Here is a 21,075-nt window from a genome sequence, read left to right as displayed (position 1 = left end):
ATTCATCCATTTGAAATTTCAATGGAATACAGCGTGGCCCAACGCTTCCGCAAGTCAGAGCGGCCGCGTCACCGCCGTGCGGCTGTCGTAATCGGCGGCGATGCGCTTTTCGCGGAGCGGCCGCACGCGATCGATCGAGAGCTGATAATCGGGATGCGCCTTGTAGGCGGCAAGGGCCGCCTCGTCGTCGAATTCGCCATAGACCACGAGATCGATCTCGGTGCCCAACTGATCGGTCTTCACATTGGTGCCGATTTCAAGCAGCCGCGCATGCGGAATGCCGGTCAGTATAGAAAGCCCGGCCCTCACCTCCTGCAGATGTTCCTCCTGCACGGTGAAGAATACGATATGACGGATCACGCGGAAGCTCCTGTCAGATTTATCAAAATGATGGAGCGACCTTGGCGCATCCTATCGGACGCGCCGCACTCCAGCTGTCAGCCGGGCGATAACATGCGCGCCCCAGGCCTTCAACCGCGCGAGCATGCCACGGGCCGCATCGGGACGTATCGCCGCATCGAAGACCATGGCATAGGCGGCGAGCTTTTCCGCCCGGTCTGTGCCATTGACGATGCGGCGCGCATTCACCCAGTCCGCGGTCGTCGCGTTCAGGTGATCGGCGAGCCTGTGGCCGGTAAAGCTGCCCTGCAGCATGCCCTCGATCAGGATCGTCACTGCCGCATCCATCTCCATCGCCCGGTCGGGATCGGCAACGAGATCGATCCCCGTCAGCACACTCATCGCCTCGTAGTTCCGCTTGTGGGTGAGCTGCACCAGGCCGCGTCCGAGCCAGCTGCGACCATCCTCGTCCGGCCGCCAGTAGGGCGTCTTCACCCAGGAGAGCCGGCCTGCGGCAAAGGCCGTCTCGAGGATCTCGACCGCGCGCATATCGCTTTGCGCCAGCGTCTCGCGCACCGGCTGCATCGTATAAGCGGTCTCGTGGTAAGCGGTTGCGAGGACATAGGCGAGCCACCGCCGGTCGGCATCGGCAAACCGTTCTTCCCAGGCGTCGAGGATCGCCGTGATACCCACTACCTGAGGCTGCGTCAGATCTCCCTTGAAGAGTCCGTGCCGCACAACATCGAAAAAGAATGCCCGGTCCATGTGGACAACCATTCCGCGCTTCCCTCGAATATCATCGTTAAAACCCTCTTAATCGATTAAATTCGATTTAATCGTTTAAAGTGTTTAAGCCACTGATTTACACGCCTTTTGTCTTATGCAATGCATCTTCTTGCCCCGAAGCCTTACCACGAACAGAGGAGACTTCCGATGCAGACGCCCGCCAATAGCCAAACCACCATTCCCCAGCATGTCGTCGACCAGATGGAAAACGAATGGCGCCAGGTTCGCCCTGAACGGGAAAATACGCGCCCGGCCCAGCAGCCTCAACAACAACGCTGAAATAGACGCAAAACGCTACCGATGTAAGCTCGAGCGCCGCGCAGCGCCCGATCAATGCCCCGGCCAGTCACTCGTGGCCGGGTGAATTTTTTCATAGTTACAATAAACGTCCCAGCGGTTTGCCCCCTCATCACATCACCACCCCCTCATCGCATAACAGCATCAAGCCGTTTCGCCAGCGTGTCCAAGGCCCGGGTGAAAACCATCCTGTCGTCCAGCGCACGCGATAGCACCAGCGCGCCCTGAATACCCGCGACGCCCTCCTCGGCGAGCGTTTGCGCCTCCCCCTCAGGGCAGCCTGCCCGCATCAGCGCTGACCGCAAGGCGTCGATCCAGCGGATGAAATAATCGCCGATCTCTGCCGAAAACCGTTCGCGGGTCTCGTCAAGCGCGAAGGCACCGACGAGGCAGATGCGACGGCCGGAGCAGAAGTAGTCGTTCACATTCGTCCACATCGCCGCAATCGCCTGATCGGCGTCGTCCTTTCTCAGCGGCTGATAGATCGCATGTTCGAACCAGCCATCGACATCGGCGAGTACCGCGCCCGCCATCTCCTCCTTGCCGCCGGGAAAGAAGTGGTAAAGGCTGCCCTTGCCGATGCCGGTGCGTTCGGTGATGCGGCTGAGCGACGTGCCCTCATAGCCGAGCTCGCGGAAGATTTCGGCGAGCAGCGGCACGATGTCGGCACGTTCGTAGACAGTTTTCACCCGCGAACTTCCTTGATCAGAGACCGAGCTCGGTCAGGCCGGGATGCTCGTCCGGCCGCCGGCCGAGCGGCCAATGGTACTTGCGCTCCGATTCCCGGATCGGCAGGTCGTTGATGCAAGCGAAGCGGCGCTGCATCAAACCGGCGACGTCGAATTCCCAGTTCTCGTTGCCATAGGAGCGGAACCAGTTGCCGCTGTCATCGTGCCATTCATAGGCGAAGCGCACGGCGATGCGATGATCGGTGAAGGCCCAGATCTCTTTGATCAGCCGGTAATCCAGCTCCTTTGCCCATTTGCGGGTGAGGAAGGCGACGATCTCGGCACGGCCGGTGATGAATTCGGCGCGGTTCCGCCAGCGGCTGTCCGGCGTATAGACGAGCGAGACGCGCTCGGGATCACGGCTGTTCCAGCCGTCCTCGGCAAGACGGACTTTCTGGGTGGCGGTCTCAAGGGTGAAAGGCGGGACGAGGCTGGACATGGGTTCTCCGGGGCGCTCCTGTACTGAGCAGTTATCATTGTACCGATCGGTACAATGATTGACAAGCCGCTTCGAGGCGGCATTTCTCAAAGGCCGGGAGGCCGGCTCCACCGCAGCGGCAGGGCATCCGGGCGAAGCACGATCTCTTCCGGCGTGAAACGCCACAGCCGTTCCGCCCGTTGAAAGCTGGCGACCTCGGGCGAATCCAGCAGCACCTCGATCTTTCCGGTCATCTGCAGCATGTCGCCGCTTTCGAAATCGATGAAGACCAGCCCCGCCTTCGGATTGACGAGGAAATTGCCCAGCGTGTTGAAAAACCGATTGCCGGGAAAGTCTGGAACGGTCAGCACGCCGTCGGCGCCGACACGCACGAAGCCGGCATTGCCGCCGCGATGGGACACGTCCACCTGCCGCTCGCCGTTCTCCCGGTCGACATAGGAGGCGACAAAGAAGGTATCCGCACCCTCAATCATCCCTAGCGCCCGATCGTCGAGTTGGCCAGAGTGTAGCGGCGGCATCGCTGTGGGCACATCGGGATCGCGGACGAAGGCGGAAGAGCGAAGCTGGATATATTGCGGGCAATTGCCGAAGCTCTGGCCGACGTGCACCTGGAAAGCTCCAGGATCCGTCCTGCGGATCACGCCGTTCAGCCGGTTGCGCCGCCGCGTCTCGAGCTGGATGCCGAGCATTCCGATTGCGTCGCCATCCTCCATGCCGGCATCGGCAGGATCGGCCGCGTCGCGCGGCAGGCGGACATCGAGAATCTCCGGCTCCGGTGAGACCATGAAACCCGGGCGCTCGGCCCTGACCGTTGCCCAGACATCGCCCTTCGCATCGACGGCGCCGAGCACGACGAAAGGCAGCATCGGAAAGAAGGCGCGATGCTGCTCCGGCATGGCCTTGCGGACGAAATTACGGCCCGGCCCGTCCATGCGTTCGGCGACACCGACGCTGCGCTGCATGGCGAGTTCACCCTTATGCCAGGGCGATGTGGCGTCCTGTCTTGTCTGTTCCAGCATCACGGCCTCCTTCAGGGCAGCATTTGGGGGAACCGGGGCAGCGTCCCTGCCCCGGTGGTTTCTCACGCGGCAAGGCCGATCTTGGTCTTGCGAAAGCCGACGAAACCCGGCAGCGCCTCGATGCGCGCAAGCCAGGCACGAACGCTTGGATAGGCCGAGATATCGACATTGCCCTCCGGCGCATTGGCGATGTAGCTGTAGAGTGCCACGTCGGCGATCACAGGATTGTCGCCGAGCAGGAAGCTGCGGTTGTCCAGTTCTGCCTCGATCAGCGCCAGAATGCGGTGCGCCCGGGCGATCACCTCGTCGGTGCGGAAATCGGCGCCGAAGACGGTGACCAGGCGCGCAGCACAAGGCCCATAGGCGATCTCGCCCGCTGCGACCGAAAGCCATTTCTGTATCCGCGCCGCGGCCACCGCCTCTTCCGGCAGCCAGTCGGTGCGGCCGTATTTGCGCGCGAGATAGACGAGGATGGCGGAGGAATCGGCAATGACCGTGCCATTGTCGTCGAGCACCGGCACCTGGCCAAAGGGATTGAGCTTCAGAAAGTCCGGCGCCTTGTGAGCGCCAGCCGCCAGGTCGACCTCGACCAGTTCATAGGGTACGCCAAGCAGCGACAGGAACAGGTGAGCCCGGTGGGCATGGCCGGAAAGCGGGTGGTGATAGAGTTTCATGATGGTTCCTCTGGTCTTCGAATCGACGGGACGCGGTTGGCGATGGCCGCTTCGAACCATCTGCGGTGTAATTTACTGCCTTCCATATGACTGCAGTAGAATGCTAATCTGGAAGGCATGCTACCAATTCATGGAAGGATAGAATGGACCGCCTCGACGCCATGACCGTGCTTCTTGCCGTTGTCGAACAGGGCAGCCTGTCGGCCGCCTCACGGCATCTGCGATCGCCGCTCGCAACCGTCAGCCGCAAGGTTTCGGAACTGGAAGCACATCTCAACGCTCAGCTGCTGCAACGGAGCAACCGGAAGATCACGCTGACGGAAGCCGGCCGCTCCTACGTCGAGGCGGCGCGGGAGATTCTCGATCGGGTGGAAGAGGCGGAACGGACGGCAGCCGGTGAATACAGCGCCCCGAAGGGCGAGTTGACGATGACCGCACCGATCGTCTTCGGTCGGCTGCATGTCCTGCCCGTCGTGGTGGATTTCCTGAAAGCCTATCCCGATATCAATCTGCGGCTGATGCTTGGCGACCGGCTGTCGAACCTCATCGAGGATCACATCGACGTGGCGCTGAGGATCGGCAACCTGCCGGACAGCAACCTGATCGCCACAAGGCTCGGCGCGATCCGCCGTACGGTCTATGCCAGCCCGGATTATCTGACGCGGCACGCCCTGCCCCGGCATCCAGGCGATATTGCCGGGCATGACTGCGTCACCTTCGAGGGTATGGCCTCGATGCTGAGTTGGACATTCATCGAGGGGAAACATGATCTCGCCGTGCCGATCCGCTCGCGGCTCGCGGTCAACACAGCCGAGGCCGCGGTCGATGCGGCCGTCGCCGGCCTCGGCATCACCCGGGTGCTTTCCTACCAGGCCGCACGCGCCGAGATGGCCGGGTTGCTGGTGCCGCTGCTCCAAGATTTCGAACCGCCGCCGGCCCCGGTGCATCTCGTCTATCCCGCGCAGGGACTGGTGCCCCTGAAACTGCGGGCGCTGCTCGATTTCGCGACGCCGCGCCTGCGCGCGACGCTAAACAAGTCCTAAAGCGCGTGGCGATCTTTCAGATTCGCCCTCGCGCTTTAGGTCTTTGTTTTTACGCATGTCGTTTGCGCAAAACCGCTGCACAGTTTTGCGCGACATGCTTTAGGCAAGCTTACCCTCTTCCGCCTTGTAGAAATACTGGCTGGCCACCAGCCAGCCCTTCAGCGGCCGCAGCGGCGGAATGCAGGTGGCGAGCATGAAGGGACCGGTGACCAGAAGCTGCACCCAGATCGGCGCCGAAAAGGCCACCTCCAGCCAGACGCCGAGCAGCACGCTCGGGATGCAGGCGAAGCAGATGACGAAGAAGGCCGGACCGTCGGCCGGATCGGCGAAGGAATAATCCAGACCGCAGACCTCGCATTCCGGCTGCAACGTCAGGAAGCCCTTGAACATATGGCCCTGGCCGCAGCGCGGGCAGCGTCCCTTGATGCCGGTCTGCATCGGAGGAAGTGGGGGATATTCTGTGTCCATGACGATCTCGCTTTCTTGCTCCGCAAATATTGATACGATCAATAGCTGCAATGACTGCATGCAATATAATTACATTATAGGGAAATTACCAGTCAATTCGCCAGAATGCCGCAGAGCTCCCCAGCGCATGCCGGCAGCAAGCTGACTGCAGATTTTCAAGCAGCATTTGGGGGCGCAGCCAGGGCGGATCAGACGTGAACGTGACGGTTACGCTTCGCCCATGCCCGGATAGATCTGGGCACGACCGATCTGATCTCGACCGCCTCCGGCTTTCGTCCGTGTCTGATCAGCCCGGAGCTGGGTTCCGCGTCAGAAGAACGACGCCGCCATTTCCGGCGGGCCTTCCAGCGCATGGGCCATGAATTCCAGTGCGCCCTGCAGTTTCTCCCGGGTGATCGGTCCGCCAAGGCAGACACGCACGGCCTCGGGTGCCGTGCCCTCGACCGTGAAGGCATCGCTTGCGACGACGCCGATGCCGGAAGAGCGGGTATGGCTGCCGAAGGTGGAGCGGGTCCAGCCGTTGGAGAGCGGCAGCCAGATGTTGAAACTGATCGGATCGGCGCGGTAGCTGCCGGCCGGCAGAATGGCGGCGACCATTTGCTGGCGGGCGGCGGCCTCGGCACGGATGAAACGCAGGATCGTATCGGCGGTGCCGTCCTCGATCCAGCGGGTGGCGAGCGCCACGGTCAGTGGCGAGGCCATGACATTGTTGGCGCGCATGGCGCTGACGAAGGGCCACACGGCCTTGCTATCAGGCGCTACGACATAGGCAAGTCGCAGACCCGCGCCGATGCATTTCGCCAGTCCACCGATATGCCAGGTCAGATCGGGCGCTGTTGCGGCGAGCGGCGCCGGGCCATGCTGCGGAATGAAGCCATAGGCATCGTCCTCGACGATCGGCACGTGATATTTGCGGGCAACGGCGCAGATCTCCTCGCGGCGCCTGGCCGGAATGGTCAGCGTCGTCGGGTTCTGCAGCGTCGGATTGAGATAGAGCGCCTTCGGCTTCAATCTCTCGCAGGCCTCGGCAAAGGCGTCCGGCAGGATACCGTCCTCGTCCATCGGCAGGCCGGCCAGATTGAGCCGCAGCTGGGCGGCGATCGAGCGCATGCCGGGATAAGTGATGATTTCCGAAAGCACGGTTTCGCCCGGCTTTGCCAGCAGGCCGAAGATCGCCAGCAGGGCCGGATGGGCGCCGGGTGTGACGAAGATGCGTTCCTGCGAGGGCACCAGCCCGCGACGGCTGAGCCAGGAGGCGGCAGCCTCCTTGTCCATGCTGGAGCCGCCGAAGCCCTGGTAGCGCAGAAGCGGAATGAGGTTCGCCGTCACCGCCGACATGCCCTCGCGCATGCGGGCGATCAGCTCCGGGTCGTCCGTTTCCGGCGGCATGTTCATCGAGAAATCGACGATGGAGGCGCGGCGGGGATCGGGCGCGGCGTCGGGCGCGAATCCCTGGCGCTCCTTGTCCGCGCCACCGGTGACGAAGGTGCCTCGACCGACATGCGAATCGACAAGCCCGCGCTTCTGCGCCTCGACATAACCTCTCGCCACCGTCGTGAAATCGACATTCAGCCGCTTGGCGAGTTCACGTTGCGGCGGCAGCCGGTCCCCAACCACCAGATGCCCGCTGCGCAGATCCATTTCGATCACATCGGCGATCGCCATATAACGCGGACTGCTGCTGCGGCTGAGATCGGGATGCCAGTCTTTCATGTCGTGATCCGTGTCGGTCTGATTCCTGATGAGATTGACCGTATATTGTTGCACACTGCCGCTGTCACGAAAAATGTCGCGCGCCAAGTCCGGAGAACGACGCAGGACGGATTGTCGCCGGACGTGACTGCTATCTGCGCAAATACATCCGGCACGGCGACCGCGCTGTCGCAGGCCGATTTCGGCAGCGTGTGCGCCAATGACGTGCTGACGATCCGCTCGGCTTGCCGATCGGGCTTTCACCCGCCCGGGTGAGGCGTGAGGACGGCAAGACATCAGCAGCGTCTTCATCGCGCATTGACGACGGTTTGCCGCGCGCTATGGCTTCAGGCGTAGGCCGCGAAAGCGTCAATCCCGGTCAGCCTTGCCGACAAGATCCACAGGCGTGCCGCCTCCTCGGCGTCGGCTGCATGGTCGCTGACGCCGCCGGGTTCTCCAGCCGTTGCGCGGATGGCGATATCGCAGTCCTCGCAATAGAGGCCTCCCATACCGTCGAGTTGCGGCGAGGTCGCCGCCCAAACCTGCGTGGCGGCCCCCTGGGCTGGTGTCTTGAATGTCGGATCAATCGGATTGCCGTCTGCATCGATCCAGCCGGCACTGACCATTTCCTCCTGTGCGAGATAGCGCTGCAAGGGGGTAAGGATCTTGCCCGGGTGCAGCGAGAAGGCGCGGATGCCGGTGTCGCGCCCGAGCCTGTCCAGATGCACGGCGAAAAGTGCGTTGGCGGTCTTCGACTGGCCGTAGGCCCGCCATTTGTCGTAACCGGTGTCGAATTGCACATCCTCCCATCGTATGGCCGAGTTGTGATGGCCACCGGAGGAAACCGAAACGATGCGAGTGCCGCGCGAGATCGCCGGCCAAAGGCGGTTGACCAAGGCGAAATGGCCGAGATGATTGGTCGCGAACTGTGCCTCCCATCCGTCGCCGACACGCGTTTCCGGGCAGGCCATGATGCCGGCGCTGTTGATCAGAATGTCGATGCTGCGGCCAGATGCGACGAACCGCTCGGCAAAGGCGCGAACGCTTTCGAGGTCGGAAAGGTCGAGCCGATCGATCTCTACTCCATCGATACCGGCGACCGCGCTACGCGCCGGCTCGATGCTCCTTGCGCCGATGGTCACCTTGGCGCCGGCGCCCGCCAGAGCGCGCGTGGTCTCGAGCCCGAGGCCGGAATGGCCGCCGGTGACGATGGCGCGCTTGCCGGAAAGATCGAGACCGGCCAGAACCTCGCCGGCCGTCGTGTGGGCTCCAAATCCGGAGCGGATGGGGACTTGTTTGTCACTCATGATAATTACCTTTGTTCTGCGGCGCGTTGCCGTCGCTCGGGATGACGGTCGCGAGAATAAGGCGTGGCCTCCAGACGATCCATGCGCTAAAGTCCGGCATCTCTTCGCCATCGTCCGGATTTCTACATGGACCCGTTATCCGATGTTCTCGCATTGCTCAAACCGCGCAGCTATGTTTCCGCGGGGCTTGACGCTGGCGGTGCTTGGGCGATCGATTTTCCGCCCCCTGATGGCATCAAGTTCAACGCGGTGATTTCAGGCGCCTGCTGGCTGAGCGTCGATGGCGTTGCCGAAGCTGTCCGCCTGGAGGAAAGCGACTGCTTTCTGCTGACCAGCCGCCGAGCCTTTCGTCTCGCCAGCGATCCGGCTCTTGAAGCGATCCCGTCCGATGCGATCTATTCGATCGCCCGCGACGGCATTGCGACTTGCAACGGCGGCGGCGATTTCTTCCTGATCGGCAGCCGTTTTTCCTTTTCGGGAGGAAATTCGGACATCCTTCTCGGAATCCTGCCGCCGATCGTCCATGTGAAGAGGGATTCCGATCACGCCACCGTGCTGCGCTGGTGCCTCGATCGGATGACGCGCGAATTGCGCGACCAGCAGCCGGGTGGCTTTCTGATGGCGGAGCATTTTGCTCATGTCATGCTCATGCAGGTGTTGCGCCTCCATATCGCATCGCCGAATGCGCGCGGCGTCGGCTGGCTTTTCGCGCTTACCGACCGGCGGATCGGCGCGGCTATCGGTGCCCTGCATGCCGATCCAGCCCGCAAGTGGACCTTGCAGTCGCTAGCTGAACGGGCCTCGATGTCCCGGTCCAGTTTTGCTCTCCACTTCAAGGAAAAGGTCGGGCTTGCGCCGATGGATTATCTGACGCGCTGGCGCATGCTTCTCGCAGGTGACCGATTGACAAATTCGGCCGAAGCAATTGCCGGTGTCGCCCTGTCGCTCGGTTATGAATCCGAAAGCGCATTCAGCACCGCTTTCAAGAGAGTGATGGGATGCTCGCCGCGGCAATATGGTCGCGCTCAGCCGCCCGCCGGTGCCATGCGAGATAGTCTCGGCGCTCAGTGAAACCTTGATTGGTGCAGGCATCGGAGGGAGGTCGCGCGTTGGCCTGCCAAAATTCCGTCCGATACGGTCTTGCACCCGCCGTCCATTCTCTTACCTATTCAAGGAAGAATGCGCCGGCTTTCGGCCTTTCGCGCCGGCGTCTATCGGGATGAAAGTATGAATATCGATCCGATTTTACGGTCAGTCGTGGCCGTCCGTTCCTCTATTCCGGAAGATGCCTTCACGGCGGAGACGCTGGGCACTGTCCGGGAAGGCAGCGGCGTGGTCATTCGCGACAACGGGCTGGTGCTGACCATCGGTTATCTCATCACCGAGGCCGAAGAGGTCTGGCTGACGACCCATGACGGGCGCGTGGTTCCCGCGCATGCGCTTGCCTATGATCAGGAAAGCGGCTTCGGCCTAGTCCAGGCGCTTGGGGCCCTGAATGCGCCGGCGGTGGATCTCGGCGACGCGGCCACGGCCAAGCCCGGCGATCCCGTGGTGCTGGCCGATGGCATCGGAGAATTCGTCGAGGCAAATATCGTCGCACGGCAGGAATTTGCCGGCTATTGGGAATATCTGCTCGACGAGGCGATTTTTACGGCACCGGCCCATCCCTCATGGGGCGGCGCGGCCCTGATCGGTTCGGACGGCAAGCTTCTCGGCATCGGTTCGCTTCGCCTGCAAATGAGCCATGGCGACGAGGTTGCCGATATCAACATGGTCGTGCCGATCGACCTTTTGCCGCCGATCCTCGACGATCTCTTGAACCGGGGCCAGGTCAACAAGCCGCCGCGGCCCTGGCTCGGCGCCTTCTCCGCCGAGAGCAATGGGGGCGTGGTAGTCATGAGCGTGGCCGAAGACGGCCCGGCCGCCCAGGCGGGCCTGCGTCAAGGCGATATCATTTCGGAGATCCGCGACGAAGAGGTCGATGGCCTGGCCGATTTCTATCGCAAGCTCTGGAGCAGCGGCCCCGCCGGCGCCGAGATCCCCATGCGGATCCTCAGGAACGGCCGGGAAGCCTGGCTGCGCATCAAATCCGCCGACCGCAACAGCTTTCTTAAGAAACCGCAGCTGCAGTAAGGTTACGCCGGTGTCGTGAAACCCGCTGGGCGCCCATTCGAGCGGATTGTCCGGGCATCCTCATCCCGTCTCAGAGATTTTCCGGTGTGATCGTCAGGAAACGCACCGGTTCGGCGCTGACCTCCACCTCGATGAGACCCAGCCTGTTCAGGGCAAGATCTATCGATCGCCTCGCCTGCACCTCCGGCGCCTGGTCGAGCACGATCGACATGATGCCGCGGCGGAGATAGTCCTGCGTCTCTCCCGTCAATTCGTGGCCGACCCAGAACGACCGCCCAGCCTTATTTGCCTCGAGCACCCTGGCAACACCCTTGTTGTCGCCGCCTGCACTATAGACGCCGATGATGCCGGGCTCCCGCCGAAGTGCCGCTTGCAGCAGTTCGATTGCATTGTGCTCGTCATCAAGGTCGAACATGACCTCGATGAAACGATGTTCGTTTGAACGGTGGTCTGAGAGATAGGCGGAGAAGCCGCGGATCCTCTCCTTATGGTTCTCATAGGCGCCGCTGTGGCAGAGAGCGACGAACGAACCGGGGCGCTGCGCCAGCATGCCCGACATGTAGTGAGCCGCAGTGCGTCCGGCAGCGTAGTTGTCGATGCCGACATAGGGCAGTTCGGGGGCCGGACGGGTCATGATTTGGACGACGGGAATGCCGAGACCGGCCGCCTCGCGCACGCTGGTGACGACGTCGGCATGGTCGGGCGCAACCACGATCAGCGCCGAACGGCGTGCCGTCGGGTTGGCGATGTAGTGGGCGAATTGCGCCGGCTCGTCCTCGCGGACGAAGGTGCGGTGAACGACAATGCTGTCGTCGAGCGAGGCTGCAATGCGCTCGAACGCCCGGTTCAGACGCGAATAAAAACTGGTCTCCGGGCGAACGAGGATCACCTCTATCCGGATCACGCCGCGATGGGCGAACGGCAGGCTTTGCCGGTATTCAAGGCGTCTTGCCGCCAGGAAGACTTTCTCAACCGTCTCCGGCCGCACGCCGCCGCGGCCGTTGAGTGCGCGCTCGACGGTCGCGGTGCCAACGCCGGCCTGCGTCGCGACATCCTTCAAAGTCACCTTCATCAGGGCTCATCCACTCCCAAAGCTGACACAACAGAGCATCGGTCTGCTGTGCGGTCAATGATCAAATTTGATCAAGGAAGCATTGGAGCATGGGGCACTGCAGCAGTATCGTGCCAGCAATCCGGGAGGAGCACCGGAAGCACGAAACGAATGAGATCAACGATCATCCACCGGCGCGAAGCCGCTGGGGGATAACGGAGGAACCAGATGAAGATCGCACTCGACCCGCATATGCACCGTCACCTGAACCTGCGCGACCTCTGCCGCAAGGCGGCGGAACTCGGCTACGAGCATATCGAGCTCTCACCGCGCGATGATTTTCTGCCTTGGTGGGTGCGCCCGCGGGCACACAAGGAACGCATCGCGGAATTCAAGGCCGCTCTGAAGGATCACGGCCTCCAGCTCGCCTCGATCCTGCCGATGTACCGCTGGGCGAGCCCGCATGAGGACGAGCGGCAGGCGGCAGTACGCTACTGGAAGGAAGCGATCGCGATTTCTGCCGAGATGGGCTGCGATACGATGAATTCGGAATTCGGCCGCGGACCGTCGCCGGATCGCAGCCACCGCGCCAGCTGCTGCGGCGGCATGCATACCCACGAGCACAGCGAGGCTGCCTGGTGGCGCTCGATCGAAGAGCTCGTTCCGGTGTTCGAGCGCGAGGGCGTCACGCTCAACATGGAACCGCATCCGGAAGACTGGTGCGAGACGCTGCATCCGGCGATCGACATGCTGAAGACCATCGGCTCGAAGAACGTCAAATTCCTCTACTGCGCGCCGCATACCTTCTATTTCGGTGACGACATGGCGCGGATGATCCGCGATGCCGGTCCGCTGATCGCCCATGTGCATGTGGCCGATACCTATAACCACAAGGCATCGTCAGGGCTGCGCTACATCATCAATCCGCCGGGCGCGAAGGTCACCATCCATCAGCACATGGATATGTACCAGGGCGAGATCAATTGGGATGTCTTCTTCTCCTCACTCGCCGCGGTCGGGTTCGACGGGATCATCACCGCCTGCGTCTTCGGCTGGGAGGAGCGTGCCGATGATTCCGGCCGCTTCATGCGCTCCGAAATCCAGAAATATGTCGACAAATACTGGCCCGGGAAACTTGGTTGATCGTCAACATCTTCCCGGCCCCCACTTTTCAGGAATAAAACCGTGACCATCACGATTACGACAGCCCCCTGCTGCTGGGGCGTTGATGACGTCAACAATCCAAACCTTCCCGTCTGGAAGCGCGTCTTCGACGAGGCGACGGCGGCTGGTTATGGCGGCCTCGAACTCGGGCCGTACGGCTATGTGCCACTCGATGATGGGCTCGTCGCAAAGGCGCTTGCCGAGCGCAATCTCTTCATCGTCGCCGGCACGATCTTCGACGATCTCGTCTCGCCTGAAAATCGGGAGACATTGCTGCGGCAGACGGAGGAAATCTGCGCCGTCATCACCAGTCTGCCGCAGCCGGAACAGATGGAAGGCCAGCGGTTCAAGACTCCCTATCTCACGGTCATGGACTGGGGGCACGACGAGCGGGACTATGCCGCCGGCCATTCCGATCGCGCGCCGCGTCTCGACGACAAGGCCTGGGCCGGGATGATCGCCAATATCAGGGCGATCGCCGAACTCGCCCAGCGCAAATACGGCGTGCGCGCCGTCATCCACCCGCATGCGGGCGGCTATATCGAATTCGCCGATGAGATCGAGCGGGTGGCAGGCGCCATTCCGCAGGAGATCGCAGGCTTCTGCCTCGACACCGGCCACAGTTATTATGCCGGAATGGATCCCGTGGAGATGCTCCGCCGCTATGCCGACAGGCTCGACTACGTCCACTTCAAGGACATCGACCAGGCCGTCTTCGACCGTGTGCTTGGCGAGAAGATCCGCTTCTTCGAGGCCTGCGGACAGGGCGTCATGTGCCCGATCGGCCGCGGCGTCATCGATTATCCCGCCGTCAGGCGGACGCTCGAGGAGATCGGCTATCACGGCTTCATCACCGTCGAGCAGGAGCGCGATCCACTCAATGTCGCCGGCAGCCTCGAAGATGTGAAGCAAAGCCGCGATTACCTCAGGTCGGTTGGTTTTTAGGGAAAAGATGATGACGAATGACAGGAAAAAGCCGATCCGCTGGGGCATGGTCGGCGGCGGCAGAGGCAGCCAGATCGGCTATATTCATCGCTCGGCAGCGCATCGCGACGACGTTTTTGCCCTTGCGGCGGGCGCCTTCGATATCGATCCGGAACGCGGGCGCGCCTTCGGCATCGATCTCGGGCTCGACGAAGCCAGGAGCTACCGGGACTATGCGGCGATGTTTGCGGCTGAGGCCCGGCGGGCCGACGGCATCGAGGCCGTGTCGATCGCGACACCCAACAACACCCATTTCGCGATCTGCAAGGCAGCACTCGAACATGATCTGCACGTGATCTGCGAAAAGCCGCTCTGCTTCACGACCGCCGAAGCCGAGGAGCTGAAGGCGCTTTCTGAAGTGCGCGACCGGATCGTCGGCGTGACCTATGGTTATGCCGGCCACCAGATGATCGAGCAGGCGCGCGCGATGGTCAGGAATGGCGATCTCGGCGAAATCCGCATCGTCAACCTGCAATTTGCCCATGGCTTCCATAGTGCTGCGGTGGAGGAGCAGAACCCCGCGACGCGCTGGCGCGTCGATCCGAAATTCGCAGGTCCCAGCTGTGTGCTCGGCGATGTCGGGACCCACCCGCTTTATATCGCCAAGGTCATCCTGCCGCATCTGAAGATCAGGCGGCTGCTCTGCACCCGCCAGAGCTTCGTCAAAAGCCGCGTGCCGCTGGAAGACAATGCGGTGACCCTGATGGAATATGACAATGGCGCGATCGCCACCATCTGGTCGAGCGCCGTCAATGCCGGCTCCATGCACGGCCAGAAGATCCGCATCGTCGGCTCGAAGGCCAGTATCGAATGGTGGGACGAGCGGCCGAACCAGCTGTCATACGAGATCCAGGGCGAACCGGCCCGCATTCTCGAGCGCGGCATGGACTATCTCTACCCCGAGGCCAGGATCGACGACCGGATCGGCGGCGGCCATCCGGAAGGTCTCTTCGAAGCCTGGGCGAACCTCTATCGCCGCTTCGGCTTTGCCATCAACAGAGAGCGCGGCCTCGCTCCTGCGGGGATCGAAGAGCTGGTCTTTCCGGATGTCGATGCGGGACTGGAAGGAGTGCGCTGGGTGGAAACCTGCGTGCGTTCCGCCGATGCCGGAGGGATCTGGCTGGACTATCGCTAGGTCGTCAACAGCGGTGCGGCGCTGTGCTCAGATAAGCGGATCGTCGTCTTCCGGCGCCTGCGGCGCGCGGCGACGCGTGCTGTCGTTGGCGGCTTTCTTAGGCCCGTCGGCGGCTGCCTCAGGGACTTTCTTGACGCTTTCGCCGCCGGCGTCTTCTGCGGCTGGCTTTGGGTCGCTCTTTTTCACGAAACGGATCATAGGTCATTTCCTGCTTCAACAGTGGGAGCGCTCCGCACGTATATCGGAGCGCTCTGGAAAACGGTGTCAGATGGCAAGCGCCGTGGCGCAGCCTTGAACACTTCGGCTATCGGCTGAAGTCTGCCCAGGCATGGTCGCCCAACCGCCCGCCTCAACGAACTGACGCTGCTTGTAGCCTTCGGTAATCGCCTTGAACTCGATCAGTTTAGCGCTCGCATCCGGCGCCGCCTTGAATCGCTCGACGCAAATGGCCGACGCCAGTTCTCCGCGCGCGGTCTCGCCGGCGGCGGCTGCCGCTTTGCTTGATGTGCCGCCGGTTACCCAACCTCCCCAGCTGAAGCCGATGATCATCGTGGCGATCGCCGTGACGACGCATGCCCAGGCGAGAAGCGTCTTGGATGGCTGGTAACTGTCGAAACGCTGGGTAATCGATGTCTTGCTGCTGCTCTGCACGGACATTGGAATTCTCCCTGTCTGTTGTTCGGATTGTGCCGTCCGGCGACGCCGGACCGGTTCAAGCTGGCCTTAGAACAGGATGATTTTAGGCCGGGTCTAAAATCTGAATCCTGTTCTACATTAAATAGTTAGAGCATGGTGTCGTCCGAAAACCGCTGACACTTTTCGGCATCATGCTCTAGTATCCCATAGCGCCCATGCCGCCATTTCCGGCCGCAGGCGCAGAATTTTTTGCGGGAATGTCGGCGATCATCACCTCGGCGGTGATCAGCAGCGCAGCGATCGAGCCGGCGTCCTGCAGAGCGGTGCGCACGACCTTGGCAGGATCGACGATGCCGGCCTCGATCATATCGACATAGGTCTCCGTCTGTGCGTCGAAGCCCTGATTGTGATCATTGCTGCCGGCGAGTTTTCCGACCACGATGGAACCCTCGAACCCGGCATTGTCGGCGATCTGCCGGATCGGGGCTTCGAGCGCCCTGAGCACGATCGAGATGCCCGCCGTCACGTCGGCGTTCTCACCCGTCAGTCCCGTGAGCGCCGACTTCGCGCGCAACAGTGCCACGCCGCCGCCGGGCACGATGCCCTCTTCGACCGCCGCACGGGTGGCGTTCAGCGCATCGTCGATGCGGTCCTTCTTTTCCTTGACCTCCGTCTCGGTCGCGCCGCCGACGCGGATGACCGCGACGCCGCCGGCGAGTTTCGCCAGGCGTTCCTGCAGTTTTTCCTTGTCATAGTCGGAGGTGGTGTCTTCGATCTGCGCCTTGATCTGCTGGATGCGCGCCTGGATGGCCGCTTTCTCACCAGAGCCGTCGATGATCGTGGTGCTTTCCTTGTCGATCAGCACGCGTTTGGCGTGGCCGAGCATATCGAGCGTGACGTTCTCGAGCTTGATGCCGAGATCCTCGGAAATCATCTGGCCGGCGGTCAGCACGGCAATATCCTCCAGCATCGCCTTGCGGCGATCGCCGAAGCCCGGCGCCTTGACGGCTGCGACCTTCAGGCCGCCGCGCAGCTTGTTGACGACAAGCGTCGCCAACGCCTCGCCTTCGACATCCTCCGAGATGAGGAGCAGCGGTTTGCCGGTCTGTACGACGGCTTCCAGGATCGGCAGCATTGCCTGCAGGCTGCCGAGTTTCTTCTCGTGAACGAGGATATAGGGCTCCTCCAGTTCCACGCGCATCTTCTCGGCATTGGTGACGAAATAGGGTGAGAGATAGCCACGATCGAACTGCATGCCCTCGACGACATCGAGTTCGGTTTCGGCGGTTCGCGCCTCTTCGACGGTTATGACGCCCTCATTGCCGACCTTGTCCATCGCCTTGGCGATCATCTCACCGATGGCGGCGTCGCCATTGGCGGCAATGGTGCCAACCTGGGCGATCTCGCCTGACGATTTGACCTTCATCGCCCGCGCCTTGATTTCCTTGACGACGGCTGTAACGCCGAGATCGATGCCGCGCCTCAGATCCATGGGGTTCATGCCGGCAGCGACGAGCTTTGCACCTTCGCGGAAGATGGAGGCGGCGAGCACCGTTGCCGTCGTCGTGCCGTCGCCGGCAAGATCATTGGTCTTCGAAGCCACCTCGCGCACCATTTGCGCGCCCATGTTCTCGAACTTGTCTTCGAGCTCGATCTCCTTGGCGACGCTGACGCCATCCTTGGTAATGCGCGGTGCGCCATAGGCCTTGTCGATGACGACGTTGCGACCTTTCGGGCCAAGCGTCACCTTGACGGCATTGTTGAGCAATTCGACGCCGCGCAGCAGGCGGTCGCGCGCGTCGGTGGAGAACCTGATTTCCTTGGCAGACATGATATTTCTTCCCAGTTCGGTCTTGAGTTGCGGGTCACAAATTTTCTACCCTCAGGCGGCTTTGCCGGCAGCCGCTTCGGTCTTTTCGACGATGCCCATGATGTCGGTCTCCTTCATGATCAGAAGGGTTTCGCTATCGATCGTGACCTCGGTCCCCGACCATTTTCCAAACAGAATGAGATCGCCGACCTCGACATCGAGCGGGACGAGATTACCGCCTTTGTCGCGCAGGCCCGGGCCGACTGCGACCACTTCGCCTTGCTGCGGCTTCTCCTTGGCGGTGTCTGGAATGATGATCCCGTCCTTGGATTTGACATCGCCTTCCGCACGCCGAATGACGACGCGGTCGTGAAGTGAACGGAATTTCATAGAGGTCTTTCTGCTGCCGGCGCGTAGGGCGGCTGCAATTCATAAATAGCACCCGTGGCACTCGATTGATAGGAGTGCCAAGAAATATTGTTCACGCAGGGAATTTCTTTAAAAATTCAGGAAATCAACTTGAGCGAATATTTTGCAATAATCAGCAAATGAATAGAATTTTTAGGCCATCACGTTCGATTTTATTTAAATGGCCGTCGAGTTAATTTGGCGTTTTTCATAGATAAATCCGAATTATCTTGATTTAAACTCAATCAAGGCGCAATGATGGGCCTCGTCGATTTGGCCGACTTGGCTTCGCGGTGTCAGAGACCTACGACCCGCCATCACCACTGAATTTTCGATAGCAATCTATGACGTCGTTCGGGCGTTGATTTCGCCTATTGCGATCCGGAATGAGCTTGGCGCTGACCGCGGATGTACCGGCAGCATCGAGTTCGTCCGGTTCGGAACTAAACGACACAGGAAACGCATCGGTGTCTTCCTGCGGGGGCCTCAGCCGTGACCAGTCGCACCACACAAACCGTCGTCCGCTTTTCATTCCCGTTCCGCCTGCCCGGTTTCGACGGGGCGCAGCCAGCCGGAGAATACCGCGTCGATTATGACGAGGAATTGATCGATAGCGTTTCCAGGCTTGCCTGGCTAAGGGTCGGCGCCTTCATCCACCTGCCGGCAATCGCCGCGCAGAGTTCGACGCAGCAGATGATGCCTATCCACCTGTCAGATCTCGAAACCGCGCTCGAAGAGGACCACAAACCGTCATGACCGCTACGCGCATCCCGCAACGCAATGGACGCTCGATCCGGCGCGAGGCAGCAACACATATCTTCAAGGTTGGACAGACTGTCCGGGTGAAGGACGGGTTCCTGGTCGTTCCCTCCAAGCTCCCCGAGACATACCGCATTACCGCCACGCTGCCTCTGAGAGGAAATGTGCTGCAATACCGCATCCGCAGTGACGATGAACGTCATGAGCGGGTCGCGACGGAAGACAGCCTGGAACTGGTAGACCTAACGCCCGCCGGCAGCGGCGCAACACTGATCGAGAGGACGTTTGGCCATGGCCACGGCCCGAATGACGAAAGGTTGACATCGTGAACAGCCATGAAGACGAAGCCGAACGAAGGAATGCCTTTGCCGTCGGCACATGGGAAAACAAATGTAGCGCTTCCGGCCGCTACTCCATGGAGATCGAACACGACCGCCGGATCGAATCCGCCCGTTCGTCGACCGTCTATCGTGTCTCAGCAAACGTTCCAGTGCACGCCGACCATGCCGTGACCGGGAAGAGCCGTCCAGAGGCCGGGAAAGACATGATGTCCTTCAATCTTCTCAACATAGGATACCGGAAGGAATGGCTGAGGCTGTCGGACGCCGCCCGGAGCGCTCGTCAGACCCCGCCGGTTCAACCATGGCGCTAGCCTTTCTGAATCAAAGCCGCAGCTTCGATGCGGCGAGAAATGCGGTGCGCTTCGTCGGCCACGACGGCATGTTCCAGGTGTTGTTCTTCATCGAGGTTGACGCGCTGGCGAAATCCGACACCACATTGCAAAGAACCGAGCCTTCGGAAACGAGGTGGCTTTCGGCGTTCGACGCCCTGCGCAACTCCATTCAGGACGTGGCACACAAAGCCTATTCCTACCGCCGCCGCGCCTTTTATACTCTAACTGCGGCGGATTTCCGCTAGCGGGATCCGGACGCGCGAGAAAACGCTCATGTTGATCCGTTACGGCTATGAAATCACGCTGACCTGCCCGCAGCCGACCGCATTGGTGTGCCTGTTGTCGGTTCATGATGATCGTGCCGCCGACATCAGAATTCCGGAAACGGTCTTCACCACCCCCGATGTTCCCACATCGACTTATCGCGACCTCTTCGGCAACCGCTGTCTTCGGCTGGTTGCCCCAGCGGGCGACCTGACCATATGGGGCGATGCGACGATCGAAGACGATGGCCAACCGGACAGGTCGCTGCCAGGCGCCAGGGAACTCCCGGTTTCGGAGTTGCCGGATGATTGCCTCGTCTACCTGATGGGCAGCCGCTATTGCGAGACGGATCGTCTTAGTCAAATTGCATGGGATATGTTCGGCACCGTCTCACCCGGCTGGGGCCGCGTTCAGGCGATCTGCGACTTCGTTCACGGCCACATCCAATTCGACTACATGCAGGCGCGATCGACGCGGACAGCCTTCGAGGCGTTTCACGAACGTGTCGGCGTCTGTCGCGACTTTGCGCATCTCGCGGTGGCGCTGTGCCGTTGCCTCAACATTCCTGCCCGATATATCAATGGCCATCTCGGCGACATCGGTATTCCGGTCGTCGACCCGATGGACTTCAGCGCCTGGATCGAGGTCTTCCTCGACGGTGCATGGCATACATTCGATCCGCGCAACAATACGCCGCGGATCGGTCGTATCATCGTCGCACGCGGGCGCGACGCCGCCGATATACCGCTCATCAATTCCTTCGGACCGCATGTGCTGAAGGCGTTTCGAGTCTGGACCTATGAGGTGACGAACCTGCAGCAGATGCAAAGCGTCGCCGAGGGTGCTGGTTAGAACCAGACCTGGGCAGGATGCGGCATGCCCAGCCTCAGGCTGCCGCAGGTAGAACTGCTTGTCCGTTCCCGGTTCATCGCAGCCGCCCGCAGCAGCACCGAGCCGAACTGCGCCCTCCCCCCAAAATCACGTGACAGCGTCGCTCGCCTTGTCTTAACTGAGACATTGCCGGTTCGGGGCCGACTCGCGCCCGGAAGTCGGCGTCGATGTCTTCGAGTGGAGGGCCGCTTCAGATGAAAATCCTTGTCATAGGCGCGGCCGGAATGGCCGGCCGCAAGCTGGTGGCTGCGCCGGGCAATTCCGATGCGAGCCGGGCGCAGGCGCTCGGCTTCGGCGCTGAAACATCCTTCGACGAGATCATTCACGTACCTATCGAGGACGAGCTCGAAGGCCGCCTGCCGGAGCTTTCCTGAC

General features: G+C 61.5%; 27 protein-coding genes. 13 read left to right on the top strand and 14 right to left on the bottom strand.

The annotated features are described in order from the left end of the window. Positions 1–54: 54 nt before the first annotated feature. Together HFO71_RS12065 and HFO71_RS12060 are read right to left on the bottom strand one after the other, a co-directional pair. Positions 55–360, bottom strand: a complete 306-nt coding sequence (locus HFO71_RS12065) for a Dabb family protein (RefSeq protein ID WP_003546748.1) — start codon at positions 358–360, stop codon at positions 55–57. Between the two features lie 51 nt (positions 361–411). Then, on the bottom strand, positions 412–1,116 hold the full coding sequence (locus HFO71_RS12060) for a hypothetical protein (protein ID WP_077976056.1): 705 nt from the start codon (positions 1,114–1,116) through the stop codon (positions 412–414). 156 nt (positions 1,117–1,272) lie between these two features. Between HFO71_RS12060 and HFO71_RS36185 the strand changes: the two genes are divergently transcribed. Beyond that, positions 1,273–1,404, top strand: a complete 132-nt coding sequence (locus tag HFO71_RS36185) for a hypothetical protein (protein WP_003546730.1) — start codon at positions 1,273–1,275, stop codon at positions 1,402–1,404. Positions 1,405–1,550: 146 nt separating this feature from the next. Here HFO71_RS36185 and HFO71_RS12055 read toward each other — a convergent pair whose 3' ends face one another. The 4 genes from HFO71_RS12055 to HFO71_RS12040 form a co-directional block, all read right to left on the bottom strand. Next, positions 1,551–2,111, bottom strand: a complete 561-nt coding sequence (locus tag HFO71_RS12055) for a TetR/AcrR family transcriptional regulator (RefSeq protein ID WP_132610467.1) — start codon at positions 2,109–2,111, stop codon at positions 1,551–1,553. Between the two features lie 16 nt (positions 2,112–2,127). Further along, complete coding sequence (locus HFO71_RS12050) at positions 2,128–2,589, bottom strand: nuclear transport factor 2 family protein (protein ID WP_077976054.1); 462 nt, start codon at positions 2,587–2,589, stop codon at positions 2,128–2,130. Between the two features lie 86 nt (positions 2,590–2,675). Further along, a complete protein-coding gene (locus tag HFO71_RS12045) occupies positions 2,676–3,608 on the bottom strand; it encodes a pyridoxamine 5'-phosphate oxidase family protein (protein ID WP_077976053.1) in 933 nt (310 codons plus the stop codon). A gap of 62 nt (positions 3,609–3,670) precedes the next feature. After that, entirely contained in the window at positions 3,671–4,282 is a 612-nt protein-coding gene (locus HFO71_RS12040) for a glutathione S-transferase family protein (RefSeq protein WP_077976281.1), read from the bottom strand. Between the two features lie 143 nt (positions 4,283–4,425). Here HFO71_RS12040 and HFO71_RS12035 point away from each other — a divergent pair, with 143 nt between their 5' ends. Next, positions 4,426–5,325 carry a LysR substrate-binding domain-containing protein gene (locus tag HFO71_RS12035; protein ID WP_168258188.1) on the top strand — a complete coding sequence of 300 codons (900 nt, stop codon included), beginning with the start codon at positions 4,426–4,428 and terminating at the stop codon, positions 5,323–5,325. 99 nt (positions 5,326–5,424) lie between these two features. On the opposite strand, the gene HFO71_RS12030 is transcribed toward HFO71_RS12035, so the two are convergent. The 3 genes from HFO71_RS12030 to HFO71_RS12020 form a co-directional block, all read right to left on the bottom strand. Then, complete coding sequence (locus tag HFO71_RS12030) at positions 5,425–5,793, bottom strand: DUF983 domain-containing protein (RefSeq protein ID WP_027665144.1); 369 nt, start codon at positions 5,791–5,793, stop codon at positions 5,425–5,427. Positions 5,794–6,102: 309 nt separating this feature from the next. Continuing rightward, positions 6,103–7,506, bottom strand: coding sequence for an aminotransferase-like domain-containing protein (locus tag HFO71_RS12025; protein WP_011651124.1), 1,404 nt, complete (start codon positions 7,504–7,506; stop codon positions 6,103–6,105). A gap of 326 nt (positions 7,507–7,832) precedes the next feature. Beyond that, positions 7,833–8,792 carry an SDR family NAD(P)-dependent oxidoreductase gene (locus HFO71_RS12020; RefSeq protein ID WP_168258187.1) on the bottom strand — a complete coding sequence of 320 codons (960 nt, stop codon included), beginning with the start codon at positions 8,790–8,792 and terminating at the stop codon, positions 7,833–7,835. A 126-nt stretch (positions 8,793–8,918) separates the two neighbouring features. Between HFO71_RS12020 and HFO71_RS12015 the strand changes: the two genes are divergently transcribed. Beyond that, the gene (locus tag HFO71_RS12015) at positions 8,919–9,863 is read left to right on the top strand and encodes an AraC family transcriptional regulator (RefSeq protein ID WP_027665141.1); all 945 of its coding nucleotides are present in this window, start codon (positions 8,919–8,921) and stop codon (positions 9,861–9,863) included. A gap of 156 nt (positions 9,864–10,019) precedes the next feature. After that, complete coding sequence (locus tag HFO71_RS12010) at positions 10,020–10,925, top strand: S1C family serine protease (protein WP_026158598.1); 906 nt, start codon at positions 10,020–10,022, stop codon at positions 10,923–10,925. 70 nt (positions 10,926–10,995) lie between these two features. On the opposite strand, the gene HFO71_RS12005 is transcribed toward HFO71_RS12010, so the two are convergent. Then, positions 10,996–11,997, bottom strand: a complete 1,002-nt coding sequence (locus tag HFO71_RS12005) for a LacI family DNA-binding transcriptional regulator (protein WP_168258186.1) — start codon at positions 11,995–11,997, stop codon at positions 10,996–10,998. Between the two features lie 207 nt (positions 11,998–12,204). Here HFO71_RS12005 and HFO71_RS12000 point away from each other — a divergent pair, with 207 nt between their 5' ends. From HFO71_RS12000 to HFO71_RS11990, 3 genes are read left to right on the top strand one after another with little or no spacing between them, the layout of a single operon-like run. Next, positions 12,205–13,119, top strand: a complete 915-nt coding sequence (locus tag HFO71_RS12000) for a sugar phosphate isomerase/epimerase family protein (RefSeq protein WP_077976049.1) — start codon at positions 12,205–12,207, stop codon at positions 13,117–13,119. Positions 13,120–13,161: 42 nt separating this feature from the next. Beyond that, complete coding sequence (locus HFO71_RS11995; RefSeq protein ID WP_131641457.1) at positions 13,162–14,085, top strand: TIM barrel protein; 924 nt, start codon at positions 13,162–13,164, stop codon at positions 14,083–14,085. Between the two features lie 7 nt (positions 14,086–14,092). Beyond that, positions 14,093–15,259: a Gfo/Idh/MocA family protein gene (locus HFO71_RS11990; RefSeq protein ID WP_221988134.1), complete on the top strand. Its 1,167-nt coding sequence runs from the start codon at positions 14,093–14,095 to the stop codon at positions 15,257–15,259. Between the two features lie 27 nt (positions 15,260–15,286). On the opposite strand, the gene HFO71_RS11985 is transcribed toward HFO71_RS11990, so the two are convergent. The 4 genes from HFO71_RS11985 to HFO71_RS11970 form a co-directional block, all read right to left on the bottom strand. Further along, positions 15,287–15,457 carry a hypothetical protein gene (locus tag HFO71_RS11985; RefSeq protein ID WP_165503767.1) on the bottom strand — a complete coding sequence of 57 codons (171 nt, stop codon included), beginning with the start codon at positions 15,455–15,457 and terminating at the stop codon, positions 15,287–15,289. Positions 15,458–15,523: 66 nt separating this feature from the next. Continuing rightward, positions 15,524–15,916 (bottom strand): hypothetical protein, encoded by a 393-nt coding sequence (locus HFO71_RS11980; RefSeq protein WP_077976046.1) that lies wholly within the window; start codon positions 15,914–15,916, stop codon positions 15,524–15,526. Between the two features lie 175 nt (positions 15,917–16,091). Beyond that, positions 16,092–17,726 carry a chaperonin GroEL gene (gene groL, locus HFO71_RS11975; protein WP_131641459.1) on the bottom strand — a complete coding sequence of 545 codons (1,635 nt, stop codon included), beginning with the start codon at positions 17,724–17,726 and terminating at the stop codon, positions 16,092–16,094. Positions 17,727–17,777: 51 nt separating this feature from the next. Further along, positions 17,778–18,095, bottom strand: a complete 318-nt coding sequence (locus HFO71_RS11970; protein WP_131641460.1) for a co-chaperone GroES — start codon at positions 18,093–18,095, stop codon at positions 17,778–17,780. 510 nt (positions 18,096–18,605) lie between these two features. On the opposite strand from HFO71_RS11970, the gene HFO71_RS11965 reads away from it, so the two are divergent. From HFO71_RS11965 to HFO71_RS11945, 6 genes are all read left to right on the top strand, one after another. Then, positions 18,606–18,869, top strand: a complete 264-nt coding sequence (locus HFO71_RS11965) for a hypothetical protein (RefSeq protein WP_077976043.1) — start codon at positions 18,606–18,608, stop codon at positions 18,867–18,869. Next, positions 18,866–19,201: a hypothetical protein gene (locus HFO71_RS11960; RefSeq protein WP_020049211.1), complete on the top strand. Its 336-nt coding sequence runs from the start codon at positions 18,866–18,868 to the stop codon at positions 19,199–19,201. The genes HFO71_RS11965 and HFO71_RS11960 overlap by 4 nt, the downstream gene beginning before the upstream one ends. Further along, positions 19,198–19,524 (top strand): hypothetical protein, encoded by a 327-nt coding sequence (locus HFO71_RS36320; RefSeq protein WP_131641461.1) that lies wholly within the window; start codon positions 19,198–19,200, stop codon positions 19,522–19,524. The genes HFO71_RS11960 and HFO71_RS36320 overlap by 4 nt, the downstream gene beginning before the upstream one ends. Beyond that, the gene (locus HFO71_RS11955) at positions 19,515–19,790 is read left to right on the top strand and encodes a DUF1488 family protein (RefSeq protein ID WP_077976041.1); all 276 of its coding nucleotides are present in this window, start codon (positions 19,515–19,517) and stop codon (positions 19,788–19,790) included. The genes HFO71_RS36320 and HFO71_RS11955 overlap by 10 nt, the downstream gene beginning before the upstream one ends. Positions 19,791–19,818: 28 nt before the next feature. Then, positions 19,819–20,661: a transglutaminase-like domain-containing protein gene (locus tag HFO71_RS11950; RefSeq protein WP_077976040.1), complete on the top strand. Its 843-nt coding sequence runs from the start codon at positions 19,819–19,821 to the stop codon at positions 20,659–20,661. Positions 20,662–20,894: 233 nt separating this feature from the next. Further along, positions 20,895–21,074 carry a hypothetical protein gene (locus HFO71_RS11945; RefSeq protein WP_077976039.1) on the top strand — a complete coding sequence of 60 codons (180 nt, stop codon included), beginning with the start codon at positions 20,895–20,897 and terminating at the stop codon, positions 21,072–21,074. Position 21,075 lies beyond the last annotated feature (1 nt).

It is taken from the genome of Rhizobium laguerreae (assembly GCF_019778565.1).
Taxonomy (GTDB): domain Bacteria; phylum Pseudomonadota; class Alphaproteobacteria; order Rhizobiales; family Rhizobiaceae; genus Rhizobium; species Rhizobium laguerreae.
The sequence above is the reverse complement of the archived record's forward strand: the minus strand, read 5'-3'. Positions and strand labels throughout refer to the sequence as shown.

Bases quoted from the DNA above. Each gene is read 5' to 3' on its own strand.
- HFO71_RS12060 (WP_077976056.1), bottom strand. From the start codon at position 1,116: ATGGTTGTCCACATGGACCGGGCATTCTTTTTCGATGTTGTGCGGCAC.
- HFO71_RS36185 (WP_003546730.1), top strand. From the start codon at position 1,273: ATGCAGACGCCCGCCAATAGCCAAACCACCATTCCCCAGCATGTCGTC.
- HFO71_RS12050 (WP_077976054.1), bottom strand. From the start codon at position 2,589: ATGTCCAGCCTCGTCCCGCCTTTCACCCTTGAGACCGCCACCCAGAAA.
- HFO71_RS12045 (WP_077976053.1), bottom strand. From the start codon at position 3,608: ATGCTGGAACAGACAAGACAGGACGCCACATCGCCCTGGCATAAGGGT.
- HFO71_RS12040 (WP_077976281.1), bottom strand. From the start codon at position 4,282: ATGAAACTCTATCACCACCCGCTTTCCGGCCATGCCCACCGGGCTCAC.
- HFO71_RS12035 (WP_168258188.1), top strand. From the start codon at position 4,426: ATGGACCGCCTCGACGCCATGACCGTGCTTCTTGCCGTTGTCGAACAG.
- HFO71_RS12030 (WP_027665144.1), bottom strand. From the start codon at position 5,793: ATGGACACAGAATATCCCCCACTTCCTCCGATGCAGACCGGCATCAAG.
- HFO71_RS12025 (WP_011651124.1), bottom strand. From the start codon at position 7,506: ATGAAAGACTGGCATCCCGATCTCAGCCGCAGCAGCAGTCCGCGTTAT.
- HFO71_RS12020 (WP_168258187.1), bottom strand. From the start codon at position 8,792: ATGAGTGACAAACAAGTCCCCATCCGCTCCGGATTTGGAGCCCACACG.
- HFO71_RS12015 (WP_027665141.1), top strand. From the start codon at position 8,919: ATGGACCCGTTATCCGATGTTCTCGCATTGCTCAAACCGCGCAGCTAT.
- HFO71_RS12010 (WP_026158598.1), top strand. From the start codon at position 10,020: ATGAATATCGATCCGATTTTACGGTCAGTCGTGGCCGTCCGTTCCTCT.
- HFO71_RS12005 (WP_168258186.1), bottom strand. From the start codon at position 11,997: ATGAAGGTGACTTTGAAGGATGTCGCGACGCAGGCCGGCGTTGGCACC.
- HFO71_RS12000 (WP_077976049.1), top strand. From the start codon at position 12,205: ATGAAGATCGCACTCGACCCGCATATGCACCGTCACCTGAACCTGCGC.
- HFO71_RS11990 (WP_221988134.1), top strand. From the start codon at position 14,093: ATGATGACGAATGACAGGAAAAAGCCGATCCGCTGGGGCATGGTCGGC.
- HFO71_RS11985 (WP_165503767.1), bottom strand. From the start codon at position 15,457: ATGATCCGTTTCGTGAAAAAGAGCGACCCAAAGCCAGCCGCAGAAGAC.
- HFO71_RS11980 (WP_077976046.1), bottom strand. From the start codon at position 15,916: ATGTCCGTGCAGAGCAGCAGCAAGACATCGATTACCCAGCGTTTCGAC.
- groL (WP_131641459.1), bottom strand. From the start codon at position 17,726: ATGTCTGCCAAGGAAATCAGGTTCTCCACCGACGCGCGCGACCGCCTG.
- HFO71_RS11970 (WP_131641460.1), bottom strand. From the start codon at position 18,095: ATGAAATTCCGTTCACTTCACGACCGCGTCGTCATTCGGCGTGCGGAA.
- HFO71_RS11960 (WP_020049211.1), top strand. From the start codon at position 18,866: ATGACCGCTACGCGCATCCCGCAACGCAATGGACGCTCGATCCGGCGC.
- HFO71_RS11955 (WP_077976041.1), top strand. From the start codon at position 19,515: ATGGCGCTAGCCTTTCTGAATCAAAGCCGCAGCTTCGATGCGGCGAGA.
- HFO71_RS11950 (WP_077976040.1), top strand. From the start codon at position 19,819: ATGTTGATCCGTTACGGCTATGAAATCACGCTGACCTGCCCGCAGCCG.
- HFO71_RS11945 (WP_077976039.1), top strand. From the start codon at position 20,895: ATGAAAATCCTTGTCATAGGCGCGGCCGGAATGGCCGGCCGCAAGCTG.